General features: G+C 49.5%; 15 protein-coding genes. 5 read left to right on the forward strand and 10 right to left on the reverse strand.

The genetic code is table 11. The features are described from left to right. Positions 1-25: 25 nt before the first annotated feature. Positions 26-706, reverse strand: coding sequence for a TIGR00153 family protein (locus tag N5E87_RS04165; RefSeq protein ID WP_011623862.1), 681 nt, complete (start codon positions 704-706; stop codon positions 26-28). Positions 707-937: 231 nt separating this feature from the next. Between N5E87_RS04165 and N5E87_RS04170 the strand changes: the two genes are divergently transcribed. Further along, positions 938-2,449 carry a CYTH and CHAD domain-containing protein gene (locus N5E87_RS04170; RefSeq protein ID WP_279775107.1) on the forward strand — a complete coding sequence of 504 codons (1,512 nt, stop codon included), beginning with the start codon at positions 938-940 and terminating at the stop codon, positions 2,447-2,449. Between the two features lie 53 nt (positions 2,450-2,502). On the opposite strand, the gene N5E87_RS04175 is transcribed toward N5E87_RS04170, so the two are convergent. The 8 genes from N5E87_RS04175 to N5E87_RS04210 all read right to left on the reverse strand — a co-directional run bounded on the left by N5E87_RS04175 (position 2,503) and on the right by N5E87_RS04210 (position 9,525). Then, the gene (locus N5E87_RS04175; RefSeq protein WP_279775108.1) at positions 2,503-3,327 is read right to left on the reverse strand and encodes an ion transporter; all 825 of its coding nucleotides are present in this window, start codon (positions 3,325-3,327) and stop codon (positions 2,503-2,505) included. Positions 3,328-3,460: 133 nt separating this feature from the next. Next, positions 3,461-3,790 carry a hypothetical protein gene (locus N5E87_RS04180; protein ID WP_011715971.1) on the reverse strand — a complete coding sequence of 110 codons (330 nt, stop codon included), beginning with the start codon at positions 3,788-3,790 and terminating at the stop codon, positions 3,461-3,463. Between the two features lie 107 nt (positions 3,791-3,897). Beyond that, positions 3,898-4,551, reverse strand: coding sequence for a hypothetical protein (locus N5E87_RS04185; RefSeq protein WP_011715972.1), 654 nt, complete (start codon positions 4,549-4,551; stop codon positions 3,898-3,900). A 149-nt stretch (positions 4,552-4,700) separates the two neighbouring features. Continuing rightward, positions 4,701-5,390, reverse strand: coding sequence for a PspA/IM30 family protein (locus N5E87_RS04190; protein WP_011715973.1), 690 nt, complete (start codon positions 5,388-5,390; stop codon positions 4,701-4,703). A 12-nt stretch (positions 5,391-5,402) separates the two neighbouring features. Beyond that, positions 5,403-5,816, reverse strand: coding sequence for a DUF2170 family protein (locus N5E87_RS04195; RefSeq protein WP_007645549.1), 414 nt, complete (start codon positions 5,814-5,816; stop codon positions 5,403-5,405). Positions 5,817-5,894: 78 nt separating this feature from the next. Continuing rightward, positions 5,895-7,628, reverse strand: a complete 1,734-nt coding sequence (locus N5E87_RS04200; protein ID WP_279775110.1) for a polyamine aminopropyltransferase — start codon at positions 7,626-7,628, stop codon at positions 5,895-5,897. 4 nt (positions 7,629-7,632) lie between these two features. After that, the gene (locus N5E87_RS04205; protein ID WP_011623854.1) at positions 7,633-8,532 is read right to left on the reverse strand and encodes a DUF350 domain-containing protein; all 900 of its coding nucleotides are present in this window, start codon (positions 8,530-8,532) and stop codon (positions 7,633-7,635) included. A gap of 15 nt (positions 8,533-8,547) precedes the next feature. After that, the gene (locus N5E87_RS04210; RefSeq protein ID WP_011623853.1) at positions 8,548-9,525 is read right to left on the reverse strand and encodes a hypothetical protein; all 978 of its coding nucleotides are present in this window, start codon (positions 9,523-9,525) and stop codon (positions 8,548-8,550) included. 257 nt (positions 9,526-9,782) lie between these two features. Between N5E87_RS04210 and glnE the strand changes: the two genes are divergently transcribed. Further along, positions 9,783-12,647, forward strand: coding sequence for a bifunctional [glutamate--ammonia ligase]-adenylyl-L-tyrosine phosphorylase/[glutamate--ammonia-ligase] adenylyltransferase (gene glnE, locus N5E87_RS04215; RefSeq protein WP_279775111.1), 2,865 nt, complete (start codon positions 9,783-9,785; stop codon positions 12,645-12,647). A 59-nt stretch (positions 12,648-12,706) separates the two neighbouring features. Next, positions 12,707-13,678, forward strand: a complete 972-nt coding sequence (locus N5E87_RS04220; RefSeq protein WP_279775112.1) for a sensor domain-containing diguanylate cyclase — start codon at positions 12,707-12,709, stop codon at positions 13,676-13,678. Positions 13,679-13,759: 81 nt separating this feature from the next. On the opposite strand, the gene N5E87_RS04225 is transcribed toward N5E87_RS04220, so the two are convergent. Further along, positions 13,760-14,719: a sodium-dependent bicarbonate transport family permease gene (locus tag N5E87_RS04225; RefSeq protein ID WP_279775113.1), complete on the reverse strand. Its 960-nt coding sequence runs from the start codon at positions 14,717-14,719 to the stop codon at positions 13,760-13,762. Between the two features lie 136 nt (positions 14,720-14,855). Between N5E87_RS04225 and N5E87_RS04230 the strand changes: the two genes are divergently transcribed. Together N5E87_RS04230 and N5E87_RS04235 are read left to right on the forward strand one after the other, a co-directional pair. Continuing rightward, positions 14,856-15,833 carry a LysR family transcriptional regulator gene (locus tag N5E87_RS04230; protein WP_279775114.1) on the forward strand — a complete coding sequence of 326 codons (978 nt, stop codon included), beginning with the start codon at positions 14,856-14,858 and terminating at the stop codon, positions 15,831-15,833. A 76-nt stretch (positions 15,834-15,909) separates the two neighbouring features. Next, entirely contained in the window at positions 15,910-16,533 is a 624-nt protein-coding gene (locus N5E87_RS04235) for a LysE family translocator (protein WP_086902072.1), read from the forward strand. Positions 16,534-16,550 lie beyond the last annotated feature (17 nt).

Here is a 16,550-nt window from a genome sequence, read left to right on the forward strand (position 1 = left end):
ATTGATACCTTGATAACCTTATTTATTAAACGCGAGCCAGCATAAGCTCAAGACGCGAACCGACTCGTTCGGCAAGATCTGCAAGACCGCCGACCCATTCAATCGTTTTATAGAGGAACATCACATCGACAGGATTCAATTCTGATTCCAATGCAAATAGTTGACGACGTAATTGAATTTGCAGATCGTCAGTATCTTCTTCGATGATATCGAGTTCGTTGATCATTTTAGCCACTAAGTCGACTTCACGACCGCGGAAACCTGCTTCAAGCAAATCTTCGAGTTCGTTAATAACTTGTTTTGCAAGACCTACTGCGTCGATACAACGTTGTAGATACGCAATAAATGGCACTTGCATGACCTGAGGGATTAATAATTGACGGCCGATAACACGACCAGAGATATCTTTTGCTTTGTTAGCGATTTTGTCTTGTTGAGTCAGTAGTTCCAATAGATCTGTACGCTCAACTGGCATAAACAAGCCGCTTGGCAGAGTGAGGCGAATTTCACGCTTGAGTGAGTCACCTTGCTTTTCCGCTAAACTGATTTGCTTACGAAGTTGAACTGCGCCATCCCAGTTACCTGTGATGGTGGCTTCGAAAAAGGGGACCAGTAACGATGCGCAATCGTAGACTTTGTCCATGTGCTCTTGAAGAGGCTTGATTGGCGATTTTGCAAACACGCCCAAAATAGAGTTTACTGGCATTGCCGTTTACCTATTTAGATTGTTCCATGATTGGAAAAAGCGGGCGCATGTTACCCTATGCGTCCGCGTATTGAAACTGTGTTTTTTGAGAAAAAATCACAGCTTTATTCTAACGGGTTATATACCAACTTCAAAACCAAATCCTACGGGATTTTTATGACACATTTGTGACATTATGAACTAAAAGTGACGCATCAATGAATATTTGATGACAAAATGAGCGGTGCCGCAATGAATGCAGAGATAGAATTAAAACTGTTTTTCCTTCCTAAGTTTCAAGAATCCTTGATAAATAAGTTAGATAGCCTGCCAAACGCCACTCCGCAGGGAAAGCGTCGCTTAAGCAACGGTTACTTTGATACCCCCGGATTACAATTACGCCAATGGGACATGGGGCTAAGGGTACGCGGGTTTGATGGTCAAAAAGAGCAAACCATTAAGACGGCGGGGCAAGTTGTGGGCGGGATCCATTCGCGTCCCGAATATAACGTCACCATTGAAGCCGACAGCCCAAATTTAAGCCTCTTTCCCGCCAATATCTGGCCCGCGAATGCCGATTTAGCCTCGGTGCAAGCGGCGCTTGGCTGCGTATTTCATACCGATTTTTATCGCCGAGCTTGGCATGTGACTCTCGAAGAGAGCCTTATCGAGGTTGCCTTGGACACGGGGGATATTACCGCTAATGGTCAGCATGAAGCCCTATGCGAACTCGAATTTGAGCTATTGTCGGGGGATGCCAGTGCCTTATTAACCTTGGCGATGCAAGTGGCCGATAGTGTTCCTGTTCGTTTAGGTAAAGCCAGTAAGGCGCAGCGCGGCTATCGACTCGCGGGGCAATCTAAGCCGTTAACCTTGAGTGCGCTGGAGTTTTTACCGCTGCCCGTGCCAGAGGATCTCAACCTTCATCAGCCCCACCAACAGGATTTAACGGCTACCTGCCAAGTGCTACAGGAAACTGCACTCGAACGTTGGCAGCTGCTCGAAGCCATGATTGTTGAAGAACAAGACAACGAAGCCGTAATAGCCCTGTGGTGGCGGATGCGCGCCTGTATCCGTTTATTACGGATGACGCTGAGCCAGTTTGGCCTCGCTAATGCTACTTTGATGCAGCACTTTAATTTGATTGAATCGCAGCTGGTGTTCATTGAAGAGGCACAGGCCCTCGCAGCTTTGCTCGGTAGTCAAAAAGGCTTATTGGCTCGGCACGACGCCCGTCAAGCTTTGATGCAACAACTACAGCGGCAATTTGAGGCCATGGATATCTCTGAGCGATTAGACTCACTCTGGCAAAGTATTGAATACGGTCAATTGCAGTTAGCGATTGTCGAGATCCTATTGGCGCTCAGCGCGGGAAACATCGAACTGCCCGCAGAGCTTGGGTTATCCCAGCATGCTGATCATGCGCAGGAAGCCTCATGGCAGGCGGTACTCTCGGCCATGCCTAGCGATAAGACCATGACAGCCGAGGATTATTTACAGTGCGCGGCGTTACTGGATGAGAGTATTCAAGTAGGACAAGCGTATGGGCTTTTGTATGAGGCAAAATCCCGCGATGCCTTTAGGGCACCTTGGCAGGATTTAGTGTTAGGGATTAGAACCTTAGCCTGTTATCAGCAATTGACGCTGGCGGCGCAAACCCTTGGCATCGACTTAAGCGACTGGCTTGAGGCTAAGCAGCAAAGCTTACTCTTTGCGATGGAGGCGTCGAGACAAAACGCGATGACGCAAACGACCTACTGGTAAATGACCGATTGGTCATCACCCCATAGAATGAAGCTTAGGAAGGCCATGCCTTCCTAATTCTTTTGGGCTTCCAATGCTTGTTTTAACTCGGCAATTTTGGCCAGCATCTGCGCTTGATTTTGCTCCATCTGCCGCTGGTTTGCTTCCATTCTGGCAAGAGCCATTTCGAGTTCGCTTTTAATCTCCGCCTTATGGGCGTCTTGACGTTCTTGACGCTCACTTTCATCGGGGGCGACAAATACCGAGGCCATATAACCCGAAATCACCCCGAAAAAGCTTACACCGCTGACAATCACTATGCCGCCCACAATATGCCCTGCGGTGCTGACGGGATAAAAATCGCCATAACCCACGGTCGAAATCGTCACTAAGGCCCACCAAATGGCTTGCTCGGCGGTTTGAATATTGGCGCCCTCGGTGCCACTTTCGACAATCAGAATGATGATAGAAGCGAAGGTTAAAATGGTCACCATAGCGACCAGCAAACTAGCGAGAGTGGCTTGTTTGCGCTGCTTTATCAAGGGAATAAGGAAAGAGCGGCTCATGCGAATTAGGCGGATCACCCGCAGAATTTGGAACACCCTCGCGATACGCAGTGCCTCGATGGCGGGAATACTGGCGATAAAATCGATCCAATGATGGCGCAGATAAAATACTTTATCGCGTGCGCGAAACAGGCCAACGAAAAAGTTAACCATAAAAATCATGCAAATCGTGGTATCGATAAAAAACAGTAACCGGTAGGTTTCTTTGTCGAGTCGGCCAAAGGTCATCACTAACACTATGATGACCGAGAGCAGCGACAACAGCATCATGGCGAATTCGAAGGGAGATGGATTACCCAAAGAGCGGAGCGACCAAGGGGTTTTATCTGTCATGCCTAACATGATCCCTGTGTTTTAAGGCGAATGTCTAAGGTAAAAGAGTTTACGCTATGAGTAAATTAACTTTGTGATAAATCGCCCGACTTAGGTTTGTCGGGCGCTTAAATGCTTAGAGGCGTAACTGCGATTAATCTTCGGCGACAAAGCGTACTAAGTCTTCGAGTACGCGGCGTTTAATCTCAAGCTGAGAGTCAGCGCTAAGACCGTATTTCTCCGCGAGTTGTACATAATCTTCGGCGTTTAGAGAGACGGTTAAGCGGGGGCGAGTCGGACGTTTTGAAACACTTAAGCCTAAAATGGTACGGATTTGATCGGAGGGGCTGACACCCGCATCGAGCGCGGCTTTGCGAATAGAATATTGAAACTTTTCATCGAGATCGAAGGCCACTTGGGTCGCTTTTGCGGCTTGCTGGTTCTTTTGCCATTGCTCTGGGAGAGGGTGTTTCGTTTTACTCATTAGGCGTTACCTGTTGCTATCAACCGTACATTTCGAGCGAATTCAATTGGGATTGTAATGGCTTAAGCGATAAAGTGCGAGTCGCGCACTTTATCGTATGCCAAACTTTATTGACCGGGCCAGTAGTCGCGAATGTCCGACAGGGGGCGGTATAAGGTCAGTACCACATCGGTATCGCCCCCCTCGTACACTTCGACTTCTACCGCGCGGCTTTCGTCATCGTCGAGCAGTAAATAATATTCGAAGGGCTCGCCGGTTGCACCATTGGCATCCTGCGGCGGTTTTAGGCCGCGGTAATCTTCGCGGTGGAAATAGCCAAATAGCGCAAAGGTCACTTGATGGTATTGTTTACCCAGCCATTGTTCGAGCTGCTCGGCTAGCTGTGGCGATAACTCTTGGGTGGTAAGTTCGGCGTGGCCTGGTTCATCGAACAGGGTACTGAATTGCTCTAAATCGAATAACTGTTCCACCTGTGCGCGGGTAATTTTCATAGAGAAGGCGAGGTAAGTTTCATCGTCTTCTTCAATACTCAAAAATAGCGTTTCGCTACCATGACCTTTTAGCACCCACTCGGTTTGCTGATTGCGTTCAAACTCATAGGTATTCACCGCTTCGACTTTCAGTTGTTGACCGCGCAATTGTGGCGGCAGAGCAAAACTATTGTCGATGGAGATCATATCGCCGATCTTGAGCGCAGAGGGATGATTGAGTTCACGCGCTGGCGGCGCCTTTTTACCAAAAATACTGTTAAAAAATCCCATATTCGCTCCTAAACAGTGCGTACCATGCCAAAGCTCACACCATGAGTGGCTGATTGGACATATCCGCGTGTCTAAAACAAAAAACAAAAAAGCCGAGCACAATAGGGGGTGATGGTCCCATCGGTGCTCGGCGTTTGGTCAATCATGAATTAGCTTTTACGTGCCTTGATACGTTCGAGCACGGCGTTGGCATTCGATTTTTGCTCACCAATGCCTGCTTCGGCTAATTTGGCCTGCAATGATTTATCGCTGCCTTCTTCGGCTAAGGTTTCAGCGGCTTTCAATCTGTCGTCAAACTGTTGTTGACGCGCCTTGATACGCTCTAATGAATCTTTGGCATTCAGCAGCTTAGAGTTGCTTGAGGCAAAAGAGTCGGTAATGGTCGCCGTCGCCTTTTGTACGCTTTCGGTGGTTTTGACCATGCTTAACTGACGTTGATAATCAGACAGTTGACGCTCGGTCTTCTTCACTAAATCTTTCAGGCGTACTGCATGGGCGCTAAAGCTGTCATTGGCAGTTTGCTGCTCGGCCAGCTCTTGCTCTAATTGAGCAATTTTTTCAGCCACTTCAATGGCTAAGGCTTCGTTGCCTTTATCTAATGCTTGCGTTGCATAGCCTTCGTGTTCGGCAATTGAGCGCTTTAAGCGGTCAACTTCGCGGCTGGCTTGCATTTCTTTCGCCATCACATCGGTCAGTTCGCGCTTGGCGTTGGTTAAATGTTTCTCGGCATCACGGATTTCCTGTTCGAAAATTCGAGTCGAGTTTGCGTCTACGATGCTTTGGCCAACTTCGGTGGCACCACCGCGAAACGCTGTTAAAATTTTGTTCAGAATGCCCATAATTGTGGCTCCTTATTTCAGATAGTCGACCATTTCATCGATAACTTCTAAGCAGTTATCGGATAAGACTGCTAACTCTTGCTCGATTTCGAGCATGCTAGATTGCAGAGACAGCGCGCCGTAAACCACGTATTTGTCATCAATTTTGGCAAAGGCTGACAATGGCATTGGAATGTTTAATTCGAGCATGGTCTCAAACATTTCGCTGCGACGTTCTTGGTTTACTTCGTTCTCGCCCCACAGGTAGCTGATGCAGAGAATTTGGTTGTCCGTAACCGATACGAATACCGGGATTTCTTCACGGCCGACCACATTCACTTGCAACACTTCGACTTCACCATCAATTGGATAGCAATCGAATTGGAAGCCGGTCTGGCTGTTATTGCCAAGGCTGTTGAGGTGATTAGCAAGAGTATGGATATTCATATTTGTCCTTATTGACATATTATGTCTGTGTTCAAAGATAGCACCGAGACATAATATGTCAAGTACTATCTTTATCCGTTAAAAAAGATCCAGTCCTTGGGTTTCGGACCATGCCTGTTGATGATAATGGTACAACTGCAACGAACCGAGTTCGTTAGGCTTAATATTGGCGGCGTCCTGATAAAAATTGGCAGGAAATTCAAAGGCGCCTTTGACTAAACCTAAGGTTAACCAGTCATCCGCTATCGGCAGTGTTGTCAGCTCGCCTAGGCGATGCTGAGCATCTTTTCCCGATACAGTGGCAATGCTCCAGCCCCATTCTCCAAAGCTTGGGACGTTGTGGTGATACTGTTTTACGTCAAACCCCGCTAAAGCCAAGGTTTTCGCGACCGAGATAAAGGCCTTTTGCGCGTGATAGGGCGAGGTTGACTGTACAGTCAGAGCGCCATCACTGCTCATTAGTTCCTTGAGCTTGCGATAGAAATAATCCGAATAGAGCTTATTTAAATCGGGATGGCTAGGATCGGGCAAGTCCACAATAATGGCATCGTATTTATCCCCTATGGCAATCAATTTATCGACTCCATTAAAGGCGTCGTCGTTAATCACCTTAACGCGAGGATCGTTAAAGGCATTGCCATTGAGGGCCAACAGGGCTTGGCTTAGACGCTTAGGCATATCCGTATCGGGCGTTTTAAAGAGTTGCACTAATGCGGCATCAAGATCGAGTAAGGTCACTTGCTCTGGCTCCCAACGCAGCACTTGCTTTAGGCCCAGTCCATCACCACCACCAATGATTAATACCTTGTTGTGGCGAGCGCTGGCCGCAAGCGTTGGGTGAACTAAAAACGCATGGTAGATATGCTCATCGATACTCGAAAACTGTAATCGGCCATTGATATACAAAGAGTATATGGGGGAGAGGCCATTGCCGCGTAAGCGCTCGGTAAAGGTGAGTTGTTGAAAACGCGTGGCCTTAGCGTAAACCACTTTGTCTTTATAGAGCAGATTGTTGAACTGTTGTTCCCAACTCGGCCCTTGAATGGCGAGCAGCAATAATACGCCCGTGACCACAAAATGCCCCGCGAGCAATAATTTCGCCCTTTGGATCTTGGGCCAAAAACGCCAGATAAACACAAAGCCGGCGAGCAAGTTAAAGCTGGCGGTCAGCGCGGCGGCGAGTTGAATATCGATGGCCAGCATAAAGCCGACCCAAATGGCCGCGCCAATCCCTGCGCCAATATAGTCGGCGCCATAAATAGTACCGGCATTATGCAGTAAGTGTTCATCTGATAGAGATTGTCTCACCCTCGCGATCAGCGGAATTTCCATCCCGATCATCAAGCCGAGCAAAACGCCCCAGACATAGGGCAGATATTCGCTCAGCTTTTGCAGCGAGCCAATCATGCCACCCTCGGGCAATTGATCCGGTGGTAAGCCTAAGGTGGAGGCAATAAGCATCGGCAGCTGCTGACCAAAACCTATTACGGCTGCGGTAATTAAAATCGCCAGCGAGCCGCAGAGCGCGACCGTGAGTTCGAGCACCACAAAGCCGGTAAAGGCATCTTTAATTTTGCGAGCGGAAAAGGCGCCAAGACCCATGGAGACGATCATCAGGCCGATCATAGTGTAAATGGCGGCTTCTAACGCGCCTAAGATCCGGCCTGCGTAGTGGGACAACAGGTATTCGTAGATCAGGCCGCACCCAGCGAGTACGGCCATAATGCCCAATAGTAGGACATCATCGAACCAGCTTAGGCGACTCGTTTTTACCGCTTGAGTCGCCGAGCCAGTTGTTTGGGATTCGTGCATTGGATTACGCCATTAGGGCCGTGAGAATAAGTGCGATAGCAATACTGATGGCCATTTCTACGGCAGCGATACCAATGTTGTGTTGTCTTTCAACTTCATCTGCTAAATCGATTCGTGCCAGCACTAGCTTTTTAATCACAAATAGCAGCAGTGTCAGTACCACCAACATGATGATGGAGAACACTAACCAACCGATGATGTTAGTCACATAGGCGGTTGGGTTGAACAGGATAAAATGACTCGCAGCATTAAAGCTTAGTGCCATGGCGATCATAAAGCCTGCGTGGCGAATGGCTAATGCTGTGTGGCCTTGGGCGAGAGCTTGCTGCATAGAAGAGTCTTGATTACGACTCGCGAAGCGTTTTTCGCGTAGACGGGTGAGTAGCACTAGCATCAACTGCGAAATCGCAAAGGCGCTGAAGATGGCAATAAAGGTGTCGAGTGTTAAATCCTCGGCCCATAGCAGGACGGCGCGAATAATGATCGCGGTAGCGATGGCGGCGCTCGCATCCACAATGGCGACTGATACGTTACCTTTAAGGATTTGCTGGTTCTTATCTAACTCATTTAGCGCGATTTTGTCGTGTAAAAAACGTCCGAGTTTAATCAGCACTAAACCAAATAACCCGTAGGCGCTCATGCCAATGGCTTCGGTTAAATACGAGGGCGCAGCTGCGCCAGTAATAGCACCGGTCAGCACTATGCCGAGCGCGGCAACGGCACCGGCGGTGCTGATCCCAAAGGCAAAGTTATCGCGTTCAGCCAGCTCTTTACTGCTATTGACTCTGACGCTCCAACCCTGCAAATAACGCATTAATGTCAACAAGATAACCGCAATAGTGAGGTCAATTGCCAGTATGGTGACTAGCTCTGGTGTGATACCGAAATCCTGAAATAATGTCATGGGAGATCCTTTAGTTTACTTGCCTCGGCGCACACTGCGGGTCGTGCGGTTGCTGGAATTACGGAAACTGCTGTCTTTAGAATAATTTGAGCGGAATTTACTGCCCGACTGCGCGCTCGACTTATTCGCTGTGGTATTGGTTTTAGGCGCGCTGCTGCTCTCACGGGAGAGAGCCGTGGCACCCGTGCGCGATTTTGAATAGGGGCTGTCGAAGCGTTTCCCTTGAGAATCGAAACGTTTTTTGGTCTGCTCGAAGGTTTTTTCCTGCGCCTGTGCTTGTTTTGGCGAGGTATAGCGATAACGACCTACGTCGTTGTAATAGCTGTAGCCACGGTTACCCGACCAACGGTCGTAATAAATGGGGCGGTGAAAAATATTCGAAAACATCGAATACATGCCGTACCAAGCCCAGAAGGACATGCCGCTCGAGTCTGTCTGCCAGCTGCCGTAGGCCGGGTTACCCACCAATTGGCTACCAGGGCCAAAATCTTCGGCATTATTGGCAAGGGCCGCCGCTTCACGGCTGATGGCATTAACGCGGGCAAGCTTGCCATCCGACATATCGGCAATCACGTTGACCGGATCGGAAAGCATGTCGTTATACAGGCTGGGATCGGCCGCTTGATAGAGATTCTCAACCTCGGCGAGTTGCTGGTCGAGATCGGTAAAGTTAGCCGAGTTTTTGGCATCGTCTAAGCGGCGCTTCAGCGACGTATACATTGGCCCTTCGGCGGTGGAATCCTTGGCTAATTCATCCAAGAGTGGCGCGAAATCGGGCTTTTGCTGTTTGAGCAAACTGCTGTATTGCTTGAGCAGATTGGCGTTACGTACCTGACCGTCCTCGAGCATGGTATTGAGTGTCGAGAGGCGCTGCTGAGTGAGTTGTTGATACTTCTCAATTTTCTCTGGCCTGTCATCGCCACAACCCGTAAGCGATAAGGTCGCGGCCAAAATGAGTATCGACGTGAGAACCCGCATTAGCATTCCTGCCATGTTTTCTCCAAAAGTGCTGAAATAAAACTCAAATATGGGCGGACAATAATAATCTACTTGCCCAATATGTTTGCCTCACAGGTTATAGTACCCTAAACAGCCAAGAAAGAGGGGGCCACTTTCTGTTGGGCTGAGCTTGCATTTGCCATGGAGGGAAATTTGCCTTGAGGCATGGCAATGGCATCAAACCTGATGTGGCTTCATTCTATATCATTTATGACATAATATGTCGACGTTTAAATTTGTTAGGGATTATTATGGCCGTACAAAAAGACAGTAATAAGTCATTGTCTCCCCTCGTTACTCAAGCCGCAGAGCGGCATTGGGCACGCCTCGCCGAAGTATGGTCAGAAGGACTGGCAAATTTAACGCCTGCGCAGCAGCAGGAACTGAAAAACGTTTTAGGATTAAGCGATTATATCGCAGCGCAGTTAACTCGGTCACCCGAGTGGATTAACACTTTATTCGCGGGCGATCTGCAGCAAGTGGAGCGGCAGACCTTTGATGCCCAGCTACACGAACAGTTAAATAGTGCGACGACTGAAGACCTCGCAAAACGTCAATTACGCCGATTCCGTAATTATCAAATGGTGCGTTTAGCCTGGCGGGATTTTTTAGATTACGCCAGCTTAGAAGAGTCACTGCTGGACCTTTCGGCACTCGCCGAAGCGTTAGTGATAGGTGCAAGGGATTGGCTCTATAAAGAAATGTGTGCCCAATATGGCACGCCTATGGATAAGGCAGGCAATCCGCAGCCTTTGCTTATTTTGGGCATGGGCAAGCTCGGTGGGCGTGAGCTGAACTTCTCCTCCGATATCGACCTGATTTTTACCTTCCCCGAGCATGGCGAAACCGTGGGCGGGCGCCGAAGCCTCGATAACCAACAGTTTTTCATCCGTATGGGGCAGCGGCTAGTTAATTTACTCGACCAAATTACCGTCGATGGGTTTGTGTTCCGCGTCGACATGCGCCTGCGTCCCTACGGCGAGAGTGGTCCATTGGTGGTGAGTTTTAGTGGTCTTGAGGATTATTACCAAGAGCAAGGGCGGGATTGGGAACGCTATGCCATGGTCAAAGCTCGTTCGCTCGGACCTTGGAACCATTTTTCCGACGAATTACACAGCTTGCTGCGCCCCTTTGTTTATCGCCGTTATATCGACTTCTCGGCAATTGAATCCCTGCGCAAAATGAAACAACTCATTGCCCAAGAAGTGCGTCGCCGCCAGTTAACCGACAATATTAAACTCGGTGCGGGTGGGATACGTGAGGTGGAGTTCGTGGTGCAAAGCTTTCAGCTGATCCGCGGCGGTCGTGAACCCGCCCTGCGCCAGCAGAGCCTATTTGGAGCCATGGACACCCTTTACAGCCTAGGGCAATTCGAGTACTTGGCGGTCGATGAGCTAAAACACAGCTACTTATTACTGCGCCGAGTCGAGAACCTGTTACAGGCGATTGATGATAAGCAAACTCAGACTCTGCCAAATAATCCCCTCGATTGGGCAAGACTTTGCGCAGTACTGGATATGACCAACGAAACCGATCTTCGCACCCATATCGAGGCGGCGATGGCGAAAATTCATCGTCATTTTAAAGCCACCGTGGGCGGTGAAGAAGGCGAGGAGAAAGCCGAGCATTGGACTGCGCAGCTGTGGAATGTGCAGCAGGACGACCACGCGATCAATCTCCTCGCAGAGCAGCAGATTGACGACGATAAACTCTGGCCGTTGCTCAGCAGTTGGCGCGACACCGTGACTAAACGCTCGATTGGCCCCCGTGGCCGTGAGACCCTCGATAAATTAATGCCAAGGTTGCTGGACGAGTTACTCAATCAGCCGTGCCCTTCAGCAGCCTTCGAGCCCGTCTCAAAGGTGCTGGAGCAAATTCTGACGCGCACCACCTATCTTGAGTTGCTGTGCGAAAACCCCGGCGCACGGCAACAGCTTGTGAGCCTGTGCTGCGCCAGTCCTTGGATTGCGGCGCAGCTCGCTAAATTCCCGATGTTGCTCGATGAGCTTATCGACCCAGCGCATCTGTACGACACAACCTCGCTCGATGATTACCCCAGTGAGCTACGTCAATATCTGTTGCGGGTACCTGAGGATGATATGGAGCAGCAAATGGAGGCGCTGCGCCAGTTTAAGTTGTCCCAACAGCTGAAAATTGCCGCCGCCGATGTGACAGGTGTTTTACCTGTGATGCAGGTGAGCGATCACTTAACCTTCTTGGCCGAAGCCATTATCGAGCAAGTGGTGATGCAGGCATGGCAACAAGTGGCGGTGCGCCATGGCGTGCCCAGTTATCTTGAGGAAGGCAACGATACCGGCTTTGCGGTCATAGGCTATGGCAAGTTAGGCGGTATCGAACTGGGTTACGGTTCGGATCTGGATTTAGTTTTCCTCTACGAAGCGCCCGAAAACATGGCCAACAGCCTTACCAATGGCGATAGACCGATAGAAGTGGGCCATTTTTATTTGAAACTGGCTCAACGTATTCTGCACTTATTCTCGACCCGAACCACCTCGGGTGAGCTATATGAAGTGGATATGCGCCTGCGTCCGTCTGGCGCATCGGGCTTAATGGTGAGTGAGATTGCGCGCTTTGGTGAGTACCAAGCGCAGGAGGCCTGGACATGGGAGCATCAAGCCTTAGTGCGTTCACGTTTTGTGTTTGGCGATAATAGTTTAGCGGCTAAATTTAGCCAGATCCGCGCCTCTGTGCTTGAACAACCAAGGGACAAGGACGAGCTGAAAAAGGCCGTGCGTGAGATGCGCCAAAAGATGCGTGACCATTTACTCAAGGTCAGTGAAGGTGAATTCGACTTAAAACAGAGTCCCGGCGGGATCACGGATATTGAGTTTATCGCCCAATATTTAGTGCTTGCTCACGCCCATGAGTATCCCGAGTTGTCGATTTGGTCTGATAACGTGCGTATTTTTGGTGTGCTGGCCGAGCTTGAGCTGTTGCCGCTGATGAGCGCGCAGCATTTAACCCAGAGTTATTGCTGGCTACGGGATGAAAATCATCGTCTCACCCTGCAACAAAAAGCCGGTAAGTTAGCCTTTGATGATGTGGCAGCTCACGCGGAGCGAGTGGTTGTGATTTATCAGGCAATCCTTGAGTAAATCAACGTGAGCCTTGCTGTTAGTCTAAGCTTGTTAGAGAGCCATTAGCGGAGTGTACTATGCAACTACCTCCCATTCCTGAGAATGAGTTACAACGTTTAGCCACCCTAAGGGCGCTGAATGTACTCGATACCGATGCCGAGGAAAGATTCGACAGGATCACTCGGCTAACCCGGCGGATTTTTGCCCTGCCGATTTGCGTGGTGACACTAGTCGACGCGAATCGGCAGTGGTTTAAGTCTCGCCAAGGGTTAGAGGTGACTGAAACCCCAAGGGATATTTCTTTTTGCGCCCATGCTATCAACCATGATGGTGTGTTTATCGTTAACGATGCCCTCAAGGATCCACGCTTTTTCGATAATCCCTTAGTGACTGAGCCTCCGCATATCCGGTTTTATGCGGGTTATCCTCTTACCATTCAAGGCGAATATCGGGTCGGGACGCTGTGCTTAATCGGCAATGAGCCGCGGGAGTTTAGCGACGATGACATTGAAACCTTAACGGATCTGGGACAAATGGTTGAGGCCGAGCTGCTGTTTATCGCGCAAAATACCTTAGATCCGCTCACCATGATCTCTAATCGGCGAGGGTTTGAACTGCTGGCCTATCAATCTCTTGCCAGTTGTCGACGTACTAACGCAAAAGCGGCGTTAGTGTTTTTTGACCTCGACTTTTTTAAAGAAGTAAACGACAGCTTTGGCCATCGTAAGGGCGACCAAGTGCTCTATGATTTTGCCCATATTTTAATGGCGGCGTTTAGAGAGTCCGATGTAATAGCCAGATTGGGCGGAGATGAGTTTGTGGTGCTGCTCAGTTTTGTGCAGCCTGATACAGTCGGTTTTGCCATCGAGCGTTTTAAGTTATTGCTTGAGCAATATAATCAGGAACGTCCGCAGCAGCGCCCGTTAGAAACCAGTATAGGTGTTGCCCATTGGTCGCCAGAATCCGATATGAACCTTGAGGATTTACTCGATACCGCCGACAGGGCTATGTATGAAAACAAAGCCTTGCACCACTTAGATAAGCCCTAGTAGATTGGGCGTTGGTTCAGTCATAAGCAGATTGAAAAGCTAAAAAGGGAGACAGTAGTCTCCCTTTTTTATGGGCGAAGTTTAAGCGGTAATTTGTAGCACCCAGTGCTGATACAGGGGCAAACCGATTAGCACGTTTACCGGGAAGGTAATCCCCAGCGATGCCAGCATCGCCAAACCGATATTGGCCTCGGGAATCGCGGCGCGGATAGCGGCAGGCGCTGCAATATAGGAGGCGCTAGCACTTAAGGCGGCAAGTATTAAGATACTGCCTTCGGGCAATTCCAACCATAAACCGACTCCGATACCACACCATGCCAAAATAAACGGCGTTACGGCGGCAAACACTAACAGACGCCATTGTTGCAGTGGCAGTGGTAAACAGACTTTCGCTGTGACTAAGCCCATCTCCAGTAAAAACAGTGCCAGTAGGGTTTTAAAGCCGCCGAGGAGCACAGGTGTAAGAGGGGCAAGACCCGTCGGGCCATAGAGCCAACCTATCATGACACCGCCAACCAATAGCACTACGCCACGGCTGGTTAGCGCCTCGTGCAACACACTGGATTTATGGGCCGTTGGCGCGGCATCTTGCCCCGCCTGTTTTGAGCTTAAGTATCTGTGCAGCCAGAGCATCACCACAATCGCGGGCAGTTCGAGCAGCACTAGGTATAGGGTGGTTTCGGGCCTTAATGTCATCCCTGATTTTTCGACCATGGCAAGTACCACGGCAAAGGTGCCCGCACTGACCGACCCATAATGGGCGGCGATGCTAATGGCATCGGTTCGACCGAGTTGCACTAAGCGCGTCAGCACAGGGTAAAGCACTAAGGGGATCAGTAAGCCTAAGGCGACAACGGCAACCAATTCGGTGATCACTAGGTTTTGGGTATGGCCGTGTAGCGCCATACCGCCCTTAAGCCCTAAGGTCAGCATTAACAAAATCGATAGGGTTTCGTAGATGGCGGGGGGGACCTTAAGATCGGATTTAACCAAACCGGCAAGTAAACCTAAGGCGAAAAACGCAATGACAATATCTGGCATAAGTATCTCATTAATAACGACATCAACAGAATGATGCGCCGAGAAAGTTCCACGGGCATCGATGGCTGGAGATTCTGAACCCAATTCGCTATATTGAAAAATAAATTGTTTGCAGATTAGGTATAGATAAAAATCTATGGATAAATCATCCCAAGACCAACTTAAACTTCGGCACTTAAGTTTTCGTTTGCTCGAGGTGTATGTGCAGGTCGTCAGGCTTGGCAATATCTCAGCCGCCGCGCGCGCCTTGCATCTCACTCAACCAACTGTCTCGCTACAACTGAAGAAATTGGCGGATATTTTGGGTGAGCCTTTGTTGGTAAGCGCTGAGGGGCGAATGCAGCCGACCTTAGTTGGGCAAGAGCTCTATCGGGTTGCCTGCGATACCTTGAGTCGTTTCGAAGACTTCGATGCCTTTATCCAGCAGGCGAGGGGCGGCAGTGTGGGCCATATCAATATTGGTCTAGTGACCACTGCAAAATACGTGATGCCTCGGATTCTTGGGGCCTTCTATCGCCAATTTCCGCAGGTCAAAGTCACCTTAAATATTGGCAACCGTGCGCATATTTTGGGGCGATTCGAGCGCCAAGAAGATGATTTATATCTCTTTAGTCATCCCCCAAGTGGTGAGCATGTGTTATCGGCGCGGATCATTAAAAATCCGCTGCAACTGATAGCCCCTAAGGACCACTGGGCGGTTAAGTGCCAACACCTTAGCTTTAGCGAGTTGAAACAAGAGCGCTTTATCATGCGCGAGCCAGGCTCTGCCACACGACTGATGTTTGAGTCTTGGTGTAGCGCCCAAGGCATTGCCTTGAGTGACACTATGCAAATTGAGAGCAACGAGGCCATTCGTTTAAGCGTGGCGTCGGGCTTAGGATTATCGGTGATTTCGGCGCACACTCTGCAAGAAGGCCGTGAAAAACCCGCAATATTGTCGGTGAACGGATTTCCACTGGAGAGTAACTGGTATCTGGTGGGGCGCAAGGATAGGCGCTTACCCTATGCTGCCATGCAGTTAGTGTCGTTTATGGCGAGCCAACTTGCCGACTGTATTGAACCTGAGTGGGTCGCTGCGGATATTCAGCAGTTAAGCCAGCGATTTAATGGATGATACTTATCTTGGCGCGGCAGTGGGGATAGGGTAGTTTAGGCTAAAAATGTCGGTGCAGATGTTCAGAGGAAAATAAATGGAGCTAGATTCGTTGCTGATGTTTGTGATTGCGTGCCTCTCAATCAATCTGATCCCCGGGCCCGATGTGGTCTACATCGTTTCGAACACTATGAAGGGTAAGATGGCCAGTGGGCTTAAAGCGGCGTTAGGATTAGGCGCGGGTTATTTTGTGCATACCTTGGCCACTTGCTTGGGGCTCTCCGCCATTATCTTAAGTTCGGCCTTGGCCTTTAATATAGTGAAATGGCTCGGTGCGGCTTACTTATTGTATTTAGGCGTAAAAGCCTTGATATCCTGCTGGCAGGGCCAGAGCAGAATCGTGATTGGCGACAACGCCACGCCAAACACCAATGTGTTTTTACAGGGCGTGGTGGTGAGTGTGTTAAATCCTAAGGTAGCGCTGTTTTTCCTGTCGTTTTTACCGCAATTTATCGACCCCGCCTCGGGCGAGGTTGCCACGCAGCTGTTTATCTTAGGTTTACTCTTCAGTGGCTTAGCAACCTTGGTTAACCTGCTATATGCCGCCTGTGGCAGTTGGCTATTTAATCGAGCCGATTCAAAGCGTTACGCTCGCGGACTTGAGGGCGTTTCCGGCGTGTTACTGGTCGGTCTTGCCGGAAAAGTTGCTATTAGCGACTGATAACCCAAGCGTCTGCC

This window comes from Shewanella sp. GD03713 (assembly GCF_029843705.1).
In the GTDB taxonomy this organism is placed as follows: domain Bacteria; phylum Pseudomonadota; class Gammaproteobacteria; order Enterobacterales; family Shewanellaceae; genus Shewanella.